This window comes from Thalassobacillus sp. B23F22_16 (genome assembly GCF_043496955.1).
Classification (GTDB): domain Bacteria; phylum Bacillota; class Bacilli; order Bacillales; family Halobacillaceae; genus Thalassobacillus; species Thalassobacillus devorans_A.
The window spans coordinates 20,421-33,807 of sequence record NZ_JBIEKD010000015.1 but is presented as its reverse complement, the minus strand read 5'-3'; the positions used below and the strand labels follow the sequence as shown (position 1 = coordinate 33,807).

Sequence of the window (13,387 nt, the reverse complement as noted above, 5' to 3'; positions counted from 1 at the left end):
ATTATTAAAAGGTGAAGGGAGTGTAGCATGATGAAAACTATTTATACATCATTTGAAGAAGCAGTAAAAGATATCAAAGATTACTCGACAATCATGGTTGGAGGATTTGGTCTGGTAGGCATCCCGGAGAACCTGATTTTGGCATTAGTAGAATCAAAGGTGAAGCATTTGACGGTGATTTCCAATAACTGTGGTGTGGATGACTGGGGGCTTGGATTGCTCCTTGAAAATAAACAGATTGATAAAATGATCGGCTCTTATGTTGGTGAAAATAAAGAATTCGAACGTCAGGTGCTGGCAGGAGAACTGGAAGTGGAGCTGACGCCACAGGGGACGCTGGCAGAACGTATCCGTGCCGGCGGTGCCGGAATCCCAGCTTTCTATACACCAGCAGGCGTAGGTACACCAATTGCGGAAGGGAAAGAAGTGCGGAATTTTGATGGAAAAGACTATCTGATGGTGACAGGTTTGAAAGCGGATTTCAGTCTTATCCGTGCTGCCAAAGGCGATCGCCTTGGAAACCTTGTTTATAATAAGACGGCTCGCAACTTCAATCCGGAGATTGCAGCAGCCGGTGCGACGACAATTGCAGAAGTGGAAGAGCTGGTAGATGTCGGCTCATTGGATCCAGATAACATCCATACACCTGGTATTTACGTACAGGGATTAATCGAAGGCAAACAGGAGAAGCGCATCGAACGTCTGACTTTGAGAAAAGAAGCATAATAGGAGGGATACATGATGGCAGTGAACATGGATAAAGCACTAGTAAGAGAAAAAATTGCAAAACGAGCAGAGCGCGAAATTGAAAACGGTTTCTACGTCAATCTTGGTATCGGGATGCCGACAATGGTAGCCAACTACATCCAGGAAGATAAAGAGATTGTGCTGCAGTCTGAAAATGGATTGGTCGGTATCGGTCGCTCCCCATACGAAGAGGAAGTTGATCCAGACTTAATTAACGCAGGTAAAGAAACGGTAACTGCGGCACCTGGAGCATCTTACTGCAGCAGTGCAGAATCTTTCGCGATGATTCGCGGGGAGCATCTGGACCTTGCCATCCTTGGCGGAATGGAAGTCTCAGAAACTGGTAACCTGGCAAACTGGATGATTCCCGGAAAAATGATTAAAGGCATGGGCGGTGCCATGGATATTGTACATGGTGCGAAGAAGATCGTCATCATCATGGATCATGTCAATAAACATGGGGAGCCGAAAATTCTTAAGGAATGTACATTGCCGCTTACAGGTGAAGGTGTGGTTGACCGTATCATCACGGACCGTGCCGTGATTGATGTGACGGATGAAGGGCTTCTTTTAGTGGAAGTCGCAGAAGGATGGACAGTAGATGAAGTAATTGATTCAACTGGCGCAGAGTTGAAGGTCAGCGAAAATCTATTATCGGCAACATTTTAATTTTTTAGCAGGGGGATGAAGTTAATGGTAGATAACAAAGTAGTTTTCATTACAGGAGCGGCCAGCGGGATTGGTCATGAAATCGGAGTAGAGTTTGCCAAAAACGGCGCTAAAGTAGCTTTTAGTGATATTAACGAAGAAAAATTACAGGCAGCTGTGAAGAAGCTTAGTAATGAAGGATATGAGTGCATCGGCGTTAAATGTGATGTAACGAAAGAGGAAGAGTTACAGCAGGCAATCGACCAGACGGTAGAAAAATATGGACGTCTTGATGTGTTGATTAATAATGCTGGTCTTCAGCACGTAGCATCCATTGAGGATTTTCCAACGGAAAAATTTGAGTTCATTACAAAAGTTATGCTGGTGGCACCGTTTATGGCTACCAAGCATGTCTTCCCAATCATGAAAAAACAAGGCTTTGGCCGTATTATCAATATGGCTTCCATCAACGGATTGGTCGGTTTTGCAGGTAAATCTGCGTATAACAGCTCCAAGCATGGCGTCATCGGTCTGACAAAAGTTACCGCATTGGAAGGCGCGGAACACGGTATCACCGTGAACGCCGTTTGCCCAGGCTATGTTGATACCCCGCTTGTCCGTAACCAGCTGGAAGACCTGGCAGCAAATCGTAACGTATCGCTAGAAAAAGTCTTAGAAGAAGTTATCTATCCATTAGTACCGCAAAAACGCCTGCTCCAAGTGCAGGAGATTGCGGACTACACCTTGTTCCTGGCCAGTGAACAGGCAAAAGGGGTAACCGGGCAGGCAGTTGTCATCGACGGCGGATATACCGCTCAATAAAAGGAGGAAAGCCAATATGGAAAACGTATATATTTTAGAAGGTGCACGGACAGCATTCGGAAGCTTCGGGGGCTCATTGAAAGACGTTGATCCGACCGATCTTGGGGTAACCGTCAGCAAAGAAGCGATCAAGCGGAGTGGCATAACGCCTGAGGATATTGATTTGACCGTGATGGGAAATGTCATCCATTCCGCGAATAACGCCCCATATATGGTAAGGCATATTGCATTGAAATCCGCTGTGCCGATGGAAAGCCCGGCACTTACAGTTAATAGACTGTGTGGGTCGGGACTGCAATCTGTCGTATCAGCAGCCCAGTCCATCAAGCTCGGGGAAGGGAAAGTTGCCCTGACTGGCGGGGTGGAAAACATGAGCCAATCCCCTTATGCCATGCGCGGAAGCCGTTTCGGTACCAAGCTTGGTACACCGAAAGTCGATGACATGCTGTGGGCTGCGTTGACGGACGAATATATTGGAAAAGGCATGGGGGTTACAGCTGAGAATCTTTCAAAGAAATACGAGATTTCAAGGGAAGAGCAGGACGCCTATGCAGCAGAAAGCCACAAACGCGCAGCGGAAGCACGCAATAACGGTAAATTTGAGGAAGAGATTGTACCAGTTGAAGTAAAATCCCGTAAAGGAACTACAGTTGTCGACACTGATGAACATATTCGTGAGGACACGACGCCTGAAGGGCTGGCAAAGCTAAAGCCTGCCTTCAAAAAAGACGGCACCGTCACTGGCGGAAATGCAAGCGGTATCAATGATGGGGCTGGAGCAGTCGTACTCGCTGGTGCAAGTTTTGTAGAAGAAAAGAACCTGAGCCCGCTTGCGAAAATCGTATCATGGGGTGTAGCCGGGGTCGATCCAGCATACATGGGCATCGGCCCAGTACCAGCCATCAAAAAAGCATTGGAGCAAACGGACCTGTCACTGGATGACATCGGTTTGATCGAGGTCAATGAAGCGTTCGCCGCTCAGTACCTGGCTGTAGAAAAAGAACTTGGGCTGGATCGTAACAAAGTAAACGTCAATGGTGGTGCCATTTCACTTGGCCATCCAATTGGTGCAAGCGGCACTCGTGTCTTGTATACCGTCATTAAAGAACTGAAACGCAGAAACGAAAAATACGGCATTGCGTCCTTGTGCATCGGGGGAGGCCAGGGCATCGCCATGCTTGTAGAAATCGTATAACGATAGAAATAAAAGAGGTTTGGGAGAAACTATTCAACTAGTGGAGGAATCAACATGCTTGGAATATTATTAGGTCTCATCGTGTTGATGGCACTGGCCTATCTTGGCTGGTCCATCATCTGGGTGGCCCCGATCGCTGCGGGAGTCGTAGCGGTCACGGGCGGTCTCGATCTGTTAGACGCCTATAAGGATACGTATATGGGCGGGTTCGTTGATTTTGCTAAAGCATGGTTCCCGGTCTTCATGCTTGGGGCTATTTTTGGGAAATTGATGGAAGACACCGGCATGGCCCGGTCGGTCGCTGTCGCATTGACAAAATTGATTGGAACAAAACGTGCCATTCTTGGAGTACTCGCTTCCGCAGCAGTCTTGACTTACGGAGGCGTCAGCTTGTTCGTCGTCGTTTTCGCGGTTTATCCACTTGCTTTATCACTTTTTCGTGAGGCGAACATCTCTAGAAAACTTATCCCGGCAACCGTCGCGTTAGGGGCGTTTACCTTTACGATGACAGCCATTCCGGGAACACCGCAGATTCAGAACCTGATTCCGATGCAGTATTTCCAGACAGACGCTATGGCAGCGCCTGCGATGGGGATTATCGCTGCTATCATCATGGCGGTAGGAGGATATTTTTATTTAAGGTGGCAGGAAAAGAAACTGACCAACAAAGGGGAAGTCTTCACCGAGCCAAATGATAAAAATATGATGGAAGTGGAAGAAGAGGACGATCCGAACTTCCTTCTTTCTGTACTTCCACTATTAACTGTACTTATTACATTGAATGTATTTGGATGGGATGTTGTCGCAGCCTTGATCGCTGGTATCCTGTTGATTATGGTATTGAACCCGGGTAAATTCAAACGCTTCATTTCATCGATGAACAAAGGGGCAAACGGCTCCGTCATCGCTATCATCAATACGAGTGCGGCGGTCGGTTTTGGTACCGTTGTTCGTGAGGTGCCGGGGTTCGAACGTCTGACAGAATTACTGATGGGAGTCAAAGGACATCCGCTCATTTCAGAAGCGATCGCCGTAAATATTTTAGCCGGTGCTACCGGTTCCGCATCTGGGGGGATGGGAATCGCGTTGGAAGCACTTGGTTCCAAGTATTACGAAATAGCACAAAACACGGGCATCAGTCCGGAAGCCTTTCACCGGATCGCATCCCTGTCATCCGGCGGCCTTGACGCGCTGCCACATAATGGCGCAGTATTGACGTTATTCGCTATCACCGGTATGACCCATAAAGACAGTTACAAAGACATTTTCGTCGTAGCCGTCCTTATTCCAATAATCTCTGTTGCATTTGTTATCTTGCTGGCGTCGATTGGAATTTTATAAAAAGAAAGAAGAACCAGCCCATGCGGTTTTGCGCCCGGTCTGGTTTTCTTTTTTTATACAATCATTGAGCGGTAATGGTAATTGGCAAGGTTAACAAAAAAGCAGAAGGGCTCTCTCCTCCTGCTTAACTCGTTTAGCTTAATTCCGAACTCATATTTACTGGCAGCAATCCTGCCTCTTCATAAATACTGTCCAGTTTTTCCTGGAATTGGTCAAAGTTTTCTTGTGCTCCTGATAAGTCCGCTTCTGCGGGTGCTTCTTCTAATGAACTTTGTGCTTCCTCATAATATACTTTCAGTGAATCAAGCGCACTGTTGTAATCCTCTTTCATGTTATCAGGCAATTCCTCACTGACTTCAAAGCTTTCTACCGCGCTCACAGCTTCTCCTGCTACAGCTTGCGCTTCCTCACCAGCTGCCTGCAATTCTTCTTCCTCTGGCTGATTTTCTTCATCTGCTTTCATAGCTTCGTAGCCAGCAATCTTCGAGTGAAGCGGGCGAAGTTCCTCAGCAAGGTTCATTTGAGTCTTAAGTAAAGCGGACTTCACTGCTTTTTCATCTGCTTCACCATTATTATCAGCGCTTTCATTTTCTTTTGTTTCCTGACCGTTAGATTCATTTTCCTCATCAGCGCCTGATTGAGAACAACCAGCTGCAACAAGGGCGATGAGCAATCCCGTGATTAGAAATAATCTTTTCAACATCCTTATCTCCCCTTCCGTCTCTAGCATTGTCATTTTATAGGAAAATAATTGAATGGTAAATACAATTGGTTATAATAGTAAAATTGGAAATAATCAGTATTTTCACTTCGGGTTTTGCTTGCGCCCAATTTACCTGGTTAGCTGGTACAATTCCGCCCATATAACATAACTTGTTAGTGAGTAAAGAATAAGGGGGGGTGACCGATGGGCTCAAAGAAAAACAACCTGCCAAATTTGTTCGATGAAAGATTTTACGATTTCCTCCGCTCCGTTGATACCTTTTTCGATAGAACGATGAAGCAGCTGAAGCCTTTCTTCCATACAGCAACATTCCCAGTAAACATTCAAGAAACTAAAACAGAAGTGATTGTAAAAGCGGAGCTCCCGGAATTTGATAAAGACCAAGTGAGAGTAGAAATATCAGGGAATCAATTATGGATTTCTGCTGAGAAGAGGGAAATCACCGAAACAATTGATGAAACTAACAAGTATTATCATAAAGAGCAGTCCGCACACAAAGCAGAACGCTCGATAACTCTGCCATTCCTTATTTCAGAAAAAGATACAGAAATTATTTACCAGGACGGCATTCTAACAATAACTACACCAAAACAGAAGCGGTTTATTTATCCGATGGATCATTTGCACTTTTAACGAAGAGAAAAAGTTTTTCACAACCGGTGAGGTTATCACTCACCGGTTTAATTTTGTATGATTTAATAACGAAAGCGAAGGGGAAGATATAAGTTAAAAAGTCAGGTGAGTAGACATGAAAAAGCTATCAGCGGGGTTGATACTGTCAAATGGAGAGATGTTCCTTGGCTGTCACTCTACAGGCAATTGGTTCTATGACTTGCCAAAAGGAGAAGTTGGGGAAGAGGAAGACCCAAGGTCAACCTGTGTTCGAGAAGTGAGAGAAGAAACCAACTTGGATATTCCTAAGGATAAACTGGTCGATTTAGGGGTGTTCGACTACAACCCCAAGAAAGGTCTTCATCTGTTTTTACTGAAAGTTGACAAGCTTCCCAATACCGCGGAAATGAGTTGTTCCTCCTGCTTTATTCATCGGTATACAAAAAAGGAGACACCGGAAGTGGATGGCTATAAGTATATTTGGTTTGGAGAGCAGGAGAATTATATGACGAAGAATATGGTGAAAGTGATTAACGAGGTACAAGCTTTAAACTATTGCTAGCAATTACCTAAAAGCTCGATTAATCCTCGGACAGTGAGTCGACAGGATCACTGTCTTTTTTCTTGTTTGAAGTTTCAGAATAAAAAAATTAGTCGATTTAATCAGAAATATTAAAAAAATAACCTAAAATTTCATAATATGAAATTTTGGGCTTTTTACTATTTCATTATTTTGTATAGTGTTTACAGAATTTACTTATGGAGGTGGAATAACGAAAATGGATGTGCGCGATTTAAGAAATTGTTTGGGAAGTTTTGCCACTGGTGTAACGGTTGTTACCTGGAGTGAAGATGATGAGGTTAAGAAAGGGATTACGGTTAACTCTTTTACATCTGTATCCTTGGATCCTCCTCTTATTTTGGTATCTATTGATAAGAATGCTAAGGCTTATGAAAGTCTTAAGAACAAGAGTTTCATTGTAAATATCTTATCCTCAGGCCAAGAAGCCATTGCCTGGCAATTCGCCGGCCGTGAACAACAAGGCTTAACGATCGAGTGGGAAGAAAGTGAATACGGTCCCAAAATAAAGGGAGCATTAGCGACCATCGAATGTAGTCCATGGAAAGAATACGATGGTGGAGACCATGTTTTATTTTTAGGTGAAGTAAAGAATTATACGTATCAGGAAGATGATGGCTTAGTATTTTTCAAAGGTAAATTTCGTCAGACAAAAGCTATTGAAAACTATGTTACAGATTAATTGAAGGAGGCACAACTGTTATGGGGATTCGTACTGGAGCGGAATATATAGAAGGTTTGAAATCACGGCAGCCGGAAGTATGGCTAGGTGGCCAAAAAGTTACGGACGTTTACAACGAGCCGGTTTTTCATCAGCCAATTAAGGAAATTGCCAAACTTTATGATATGCAAAATGACCCTGCATACCGAGATGACGTTACTTATATTTGCGAGGAGAATGGGGAAAGGGTTTCTCAGGCTTTCAAAGTACCAAAGTCATACGAAGATTTGAAAGCGCGTTCAAAACTTTTTGAAATTTGGGCAAGAGCCACATTTGGGCTAATGGGGAGGACACCGGATTTCTTGAATGTGACCGTAACAGCGATGGCGAGTAACTCGTGGTTCCTTGAACAGTATGATCCTGAATGGGCAAAAAATATGATTGACTATCACAAGTATATTCGTGATAATGACCTTTTCTTAACGCATGCCATAATTAACCCACAGAATGATCGGAGTAAGGCTTCTCATGAGCAAAGTGATGAGTTTACTCATTTAGGGGTGGTTGAAGACAGAGAAGATGGCTTTGTCGTGCGAGGAGCAAAAATGCTTGCAACTCTTGCCCCGATCACAGACGAAGTTATTATCTATTCTTTTCCTGGATTTAAACCAGGAGACGAAAAATATGCCATCGCATTCGCATTACCATTAGATACACCAGGATTACAGATCATTTGCCGGGAGCCGGCCCAGGATGGAAAGCGTTCCCTGTTCGATCATCCGCTTTCCTCCCGATACGAAGAAATGGATGCCCTTCTTGTATTTAATGATGTGTTCGTCCCTAAACATAGAATATTTATCAATCAAAACGTAGAGGCCGCTAACCTGCTGTATCCTAAAACAGGCATTGGTCAACAGCCTGCACATCAATCGGGCGTAAGAGGATTAATCAAGCTGCAATTTGCTTCGGAAGTGGCTGCCAGGGTTGCGGACTCTATCGGTGTCGATGGATATTTAAATGTTCAGACCCAACTGGGAGAGTTGATGCAGTCAGTAGAAGCTATAAGGTCGTTACTCCGTGTTTCTGAATATGAGTATGAAACATTGCCTCATGGGGAAGTGATGCCAGCAGGTACCCCGCTGGAGACTATCCGTGGTATGCTGCCAAAAATGTACCCGAGAGCAGTCGAGGTTATTCAGACGATCGGTGCGGGCGGTTTGTTGATGTCCCCATCAGAAGCAGACTTTGTTAACCCTGAACTCAGGAGCGTTACAGAGAAATATTATGTAGGACGTGAAGGAGTTTCTTCAGAAGAAAGGGTGCAATTATTCAAGCTTGCCTGGGATTTAAGTGGAGAAGCATTCGGTCAACGTCTGCTTCAATATGAGCGTTATTATTCTGGTGATCCTGTCAGAAGGCTGGGACGTTTTTATAACGGATTCAAACGTAAGAATAAATTTGAAATGGTAGATGAGGCTTTGAAAGGAACGAAAGTCGACCAGGTACAAACGACCTAAATATACAATTTTCGTCAGGGCTGGTTAGCGTTTATTTAAGTAATTCCTTTATACTGGTTAATATGGGAAAAATTACTTATAAACGTTATAGGAATAAGGGGGAAGGAAGCTAAGTGATTTCGTCTGTTCGGAAAGTTTCCAAAATTCTAAATTGTTTTACTAATGATGAACCTGCACTTGGTAATTTAGAAATTGCAGAGAAGTTAGGAATGAATCCAAGCACGGTGAACCACCTTGTACGTACGTTATGTCAGGAAGGGATCCTAATACAAGATAGCCGTCGAAGGTATCGTTTAGGCTGGAAGCTTCTTGAATGGAGCAATCATGTTATGTACCAGCAGGACATCTACAATGAAGCCACTCCTTTTTGTGAACGACTGGTTAGAAAATTTCATGGCACCGTGCACATCGGAATGTTTGATGCCGGGGAAGTTCGCTTTGTTCTAAAAGTGCAGTCGAAAGATTCCCTCCCAGTACCAACTTATATTGGTGCTACCAAACCAGCCTATTGTACGAGTACCGGAAAAGTATTACTGGCTTATAATCCATCGTTTCTTAAGCCAACGATATCTAAAGGCCTATTGAAGCTTGCGCCAAATACCATTACAGAGCTTGATACGTTGAAAGAAGAGTTAAGACAAATCAAAAAACAAGGTTATGCAATAAGCAACAATGAAAATGAACTAGGTTTATATGGAATAGCAGCACCTATCCGTTCGTATACCGGCCAAATAATTGCGTCCTTGAATATGGTAGGGCCAATCACTTATATGAATGGCAAAAACCGTGATGATATGATTAAAAATGTTGTGAGCACAGCAGAAAATATTTCTAAAGATTTGGGTTATATTAACGCTTTGTGAAAGCGGTTACAAAACAGTTTGATAGATAAATAAACACAAGGAGGATTTATCATGTCTACTAAATCTACATCTTTACTGAAATCCAGGGTGATGGATCTACAGAAAACGATTGAGGAAAACAAACATTTATTGCAACCGCCTGTAAATAATAAAGTGCTATGGGAAGATTCCGAGTACATTGCGATGCTTCTTGGGGGACCTAACAAGCGTCGTGATTTCCATATCGACCCTGCTGATGAGTTCTTCTATCAGGTGAAAGGAAGCGCCTTTGTAGAATGTATCAATGGAGAGGGAGAACGTGAAATCGTAGAAGTTGGAGAAGGAGAGATGTTCATGCTTCCAGCGCATGTCCCTCATTCTCCACACCGGGTGGCAGACTCCTATGGCATAGTGATTGAGCGTAAAAGGGGAGAAGGAGAGCTTGAGAGTTTCTCGTGGTTCTGTGATAACTGTAACCATGAAATGCACCGTGCTACTGTGCAATTGACTGACATAGGAACACAAGTTAAGGAAGCGATTGAAACTTTCAACGGAAGTGAGGAACTTCGAACTTGTGATAAGTGCGGGTATGTCATGCCTCCTGAAGCAAAGGAATGGAAGGCATGAGGGTAGATTTCCACACACATATTATTCCAAAAGATTTACCTGACTTTACAGAAAAGTATGAGGGCAAATGGCCCACCTTGAATCAAACCTGTGCTTGTGGTGCAAATATTATGATCGAAGGCAACGTATTCAGGGAAGTTACCGATCAAGTTTGGGACCCGGAAAAAAGGATTAAGGATATGGATCGGGAGGGTGTAGATATTCAGGTGCTTTCCCCGATTCCGGTCACCTTTTCTTATTGGGCAGACGTAACAGCTGCCACAGAGATGGCTAAAATACAAAACGATTTCATTTCGGAAACTGTTAAAGAAAACCCGGCACGGTTTATTGGCCTGGGTACAGTTCCTATGCAAAACGTAAAAGCTGCCATCAAAGAAATGGAACGATGTATAAACGAGCTCCACCTTTATGGAATTGAAATTGGTACAAATATCAATGGGGAGAACCTTGACTCCCCTCAATTCCTCGAATTCTTCGAAAAAGCTGAAGAATGGAATGTACCTTTATTCATTCATCCCTGGGAGACCATGGCGAAAGATCGCACGCCCCGACACAATTTTATGTACACAGTAGGAATGCCCAGTGAAACAGCACTGGCAGCCGCCAGCTTGATTTGGAGCGGAGTAATCGAAAAGTTTCCGAATTTGAAGATTTGTTTTGCGCATGGGGGTGGCTCCTTCCCGTATATCCTCCCAAGACTGGATAAAGGGTGGGAAGTATGGCCGCATTTACGATTGACTCCTCATCCGCCAAGCCATTATGTGAAGAACTTTTATTTTGATTCATTAAACTATGATTCTCTTAATATCAACTACTTGATTGATCGTTTTGGCCACGACCGAGTGATGATGGGTTCCGATTATCCATTTTTATTGCGGGAAATTCCACCTGGGAAAGTAGTAGATGAAATGGACAATCTGACTGAAGCACAGAAAAGCATGTTATTAGGGGAGAATGCGCTCCGATTCTTAAACGTAAAGGAGAAAAGGTTAAATTATGGAACAAAAAGTAATAACTCCAGAGGAGAAACTGCAAAACATCGGTCTTGAACTTTCTCCTGTTCGCTCGGCGGTGGGGAATTATGTGAGCCACGTAAAGGTAGGTAATCTGATCTTCACTGCTGGTCAGGGGGTAGATCAATACCATGGGAAACTTGGATTAGATTTAAGTGTTGAAGAAGGATATCAAGCCGCACGAATATCCATGCTGAATCTGTTATGTGTTTTAAAAGCTGAGCTTAAAGAATTAAGTAAAGTGAAGCGTGTCGTCAAATTATTAGGAATGGTGAATTGTACAGAAGATTTTATAAATCAGCCCAAAGTGATCGACGGGGCCTCTGATCTTCTGGTTGAAGTGTTTGGGGAAAAAGGGCGTCATGCCCGTTCAGCAGTTGGAATGGCACAGCTTCCAGGCGGGACAGCCATCGAGATTGAAATGATTGTTGAAATTGAAGAATGAGATGGTGGCGTTAAGTCACCATCTTTCCTTAAAGTCAATTCGAGATTTAGTAAGGGAGGACATTACATGCCTATAAAGGAAATGCACGGAAAAAAGGTTCAACCTATTGATTGTCGTCACTTTATCAATGGGAATTATATGGACTTTGAGAATGGGAGAACCTTTGAAAATATTAATCCAGCTACAGAGGAAGTGATGGGCAAAGTAGCGGAAGGTGGATACGAAGAGGTTGACTTGGCCGTTAAAGCAGCCAGGACTGCTCTAAAAGGGCCATGGCTTAACATTACTACGGCACAAAGATCACAAATTTTACGCCGTATTGGAGATTTAATTATTGATAGAAAAGAAGAATTAGCCGCATTGGAAGCAATGGATACCGGAAAGCCTTATGAAATGGCCCTGGAAGTTGATATTACTCGGGCAGCCTATAATTTTCATTTCTTTGCAGACTTCTTGACATCTTTAGGAACGGAATCCTACCAACAAGATGATCTGGCATTACATTATTCCATCCGCCGTCCTGTAGGCGTAGTGGGGATGATCAACCCATGGAATTTACCATTACTCTTGTTGACTTGGAAAATGGCCCCATGTCTTGCAGCAGGAAACACAGTAGTAATGAAACCTGCCGAATGGACACCGATGACTGCTACAGTACTGGCGGAAATTATTCAAGAGGCTGGTGTTCCGGACGGGGTAGTCAACTTGGTACATGGGTTTGGCCCGAATTCTGCGGGGGCAGCACTTACAGAACATGAAGATGTAGATGCGATAACGTTCACTGGAGAGACCAAGACAGGAACAGCAATCATGAAGGCTGCTGCACCTACTTTGAAAAAACTCTCCTATGAACTGGGGGGTAAGAACCCAAATATCATATTCGCTGACTCTGACCTCGATGAAGTGATTGAAACAACGCTTAAGTCCAGTTTTATGAACCAGGGGGAAGTATGTCTTTGCGGATCCAGAATTTATGTGGAACGGGAAGTTTATGACGAATTTCTGGAGAAGTTTGTAACGAAAACGAGAGAACTACGGGTAGGAGATCCATTTGAGTCGGGGACAAAAGTAGGGGCTGTCATTTCGAAAGAGCATTATGAGCGTGTGAATCATTATATTCAAATAGCGGAGGAAGAAGGAGGAGAAATCCTTACGGGGGGAAATCGTCCGAAGGGGATACACAAAGGTTACTTTATTGAGCCTACTATTGTAGCTGGTCTAAACCGTGATTCCAGGTGTGTACGAGAAGAGATTTTCGGACCTGTAGTGACCGTAATGCCTTTTGATAGAGAAGAAGAAGTAATAGAGCAAGCAAACGATACCCATTATGGGTTGGGGACCACTATTTGGACAAATGATTTACGTCGTGCCCACCGGGTAGCCCACCAAATAGAAGCGGGAATTATCTGGGTTAACACTTGGTACCTAAGAGATTTACGTACACCTTTTGGGGGACTGAAACAAAGTGGTATTGGCAGAGAAGGCGGGATACACAGCTTTGAATTTTATAGTGAATTATCGAATATCACCATCAAACTCTAGTGGTGAATCTAAAAAGGAAGGAGGTTTGGCTTCTTGACTAGAAAAATACGGAGCAGTGATTTGGATGATTT

15 protein-coding genes are annotated in these 13,387 nt (G+C 43.7%); 14 read left to right on the top strand and 1 reads right to left on the bottom strand.

The features are described 5' to 3' along the window. Window positions 1–30: 30 nt before the first annotated feature. Genes ACGTNI_RS12680 through ACGTNI_RS12660 form a run of 5 tightly spaced genes read left to right on the top strand, consistent with a single transcriptional unit; the run spans window position 31 to window position 4,753 of the window. Window positions 31–726 carry a CoA transferase subunit A gene (locus ACGTNI_RS12680; RefSeq protein ID WP_394462932.1) on the top strand — a complete coding sequence of 232 codons (696 nt, stop codon included), beginning with the start codon at window positions 31–33 and terminating at the stop codon, window positions 724–726. Window positions 727–741: 15 nt separating this feature from the next. Beyond that, window positions 742–1,416 (top strand): 3-oxoacid CoA-transferase subunit B, encoded by a 675-nt coding sequence (locus tag ACGTNI_RS12675; RefSeq protein WP_176223899.1) that lies wholly within the window; start codon window positions 742–744, stop codon window positions 1,414–1,416. Between the two features lie 24 nt (window positions 1,417–1,440). Then, window positions 1,441–2,217, top strand: coding sequence for a 3-hydroxybutyrate dehydrogenase (locus ACGTNI_RS12670; RefSeq protein ID WP_394462930.1), 777 nt, complete (start codon window positions 1,441–1,443; stop codon window positions 2,215–2,217). 16 nt (window positions 2,218–2,233) lie between these two features. After that, a complete protein-coding gene (locus ACGTNI_RS12665; RefSeq protein ID WP_394462928.1) occupies window positions 2,234–3,412 on the top strand; it encodes an acetyl-CoA C-acetyltransferase in 1,179 nt (392 codons plus the stop codon). Window positions 3,413–3,466: 54 nt separating this feature from the next. Further along, the gene (locus ACGTNI_RS12660; RefSeq protein WP_394462926.1) at window positions 3,467–4,753 is read left to right on the top strand and encodes a GntP family permease; all 1,287 of its coding nucleotides are present in this window, start codon (window positions 3,467–3,469) and stop codon (window positions 4,751–4,753) included. Between the two features lie 133 nt (window positions 4,754–4,886). Here the strand turns inward: ACGTNI_RS12660 and ACGTNI_RS12655 are convergent, their stop codons facing one another. Next, window positions 4,887–5,456, bottom strand: coding sequence for a hypothetical protein (locus ACGTNI_RS12655; RefSeq protein ID WP_394462925.1), 570 nt, complete (start codon window positions 5,454–5,456; stop codon window positions 4,887–4,889). A gap of 204 nt (window positions 5,457–5,660) precedes the next feature. Here ACGTNI_RS12655 and ACGTNI_RS12650 point away from each other — a divergent pair, with 204 nt between their 5' ends. The 9 genes from ACGTNI_RS12650 (at window position 5,661) to ACGTNI_RS12610 (ending at window position 13,316) form a co-directional block, all read left to right on the top strand. Beyond that, window positions 5,661–6,110: an Hsp20/alpha crystallin family protein gene (locus tag ACGTNI_RS12650; protein WP_394462923.1), complete on the top strand. Its 450-nt coding sequence runs from the start codon at window positions 5,661–5,663 to the stop codon at window positions 6,108–6,110. Between the two features lie 115 nt (window positions 6,111–6,225). Beyond that, the gene (locus ACGTNI_RS12645; RefSeq protein ID WP_394462921.1) at window positions 6,226–6,651 is read left to right on the top strand and encodes an NUDIX domain-containing protein; all 426 of its coding nucleotides are present in this window, start codon (window positions 6,226–6,228) and stop codon (window positions 6,649–6,651) included. A 217-nt stretch (window positions 6,652–6,868) separates the two neighbouring features. Beyond that, window positions 6,869–7,351, top strand: coding sequence for a flavin reductase family protein (locus ACGTNI_RS12640; protein ID WP_394462919.1), 483 nt, complete (start codon window positions 6,869–6,871; stop codon window positions 7,349–7,351). A gap of 20 nt (window positions 7,352–7,371) precedes the next feature. Further along, window positions 7,372–8,847, top strand: coding sequence for a 4-hydroxyphenylacetate 3-hydroxylase family protein (locus ACGTNI_RS12635; RefSeq protein ID WP_394462917.1), 1,476 nt, complete (start codon window positions 7,372–7,374; stop codon window positions 8,845–8,847). 113 nt (window positions 8,848–8,960) lie between these two features. Then, the gene (locus ACGTNI_RS12630; RefSeq protein ID WP_394462915.1) at window positions 8,961–9,710 is read left to right on the top strand and encodes an IclR family transcriptional regulator; all 750 of its coding nucleotides are present in this window, start codon (window positions 8,961–8,963) and stop codon (window positions 9,708–9,710) included. 90 nt (window positions 9,711–9,800) lie between these two features. After that, a complete protein-coding gene (locus ACGTNI_RS12625) occupies window positions 9,801–10,316 on the top strand; it encodes a 3-hydroxyanthranilate 3,4-dioxygenase (RefSeq protein ID WP_394463092.1) in 516 nt (171 codons plus the stop codon). Further along, complete coding sequence (locus ACGTNI_RS12620) at window positions 10,313–11,365, top strand: amidohydrolase family protein (RefSeq protein WP_394462913.1); 1,053 nt, start codon at window positions 10,313–10,315, stop codon at window positions 11,363–11,365. The genes ACGTNI_RS12625 and ACGTNI_RS12620 overlap by 4 nt, the downstream gene beginning before the upstream one ends. Next, on the top strand, window positions 11,313–11,774 hold the full coding sequence (locus ACGTNI_RS12615; RefSeq protein ID WP_394462911.1) for a RidA family protein: 462 nt from the start codon (window positions 11,313–11,315) through the stop codon (window positions 11,772–11,774). Before ACGTNI_RS12620 ends, ACGTNI_RS12615 begins: the two co-directional genes overlap by 53 nt. A gap of 66 nt (window positions 11,775–11,840) precedes the next feature. Then, window positions 11,841–13,316 (top strand): aldehyde dehydrogenase, encoded by a 1,476-nt coding sequence (locus ACGTNI_RS12610; RefSeq protein ID WP_394462909.1) that lies wholly within the window; start codon window positions 11,841–11,843, stop codon window positions 13,314–13,316. The last annotated feature ends 71 nt before the right edge of the window (window positions 13,317–13,387 follow it).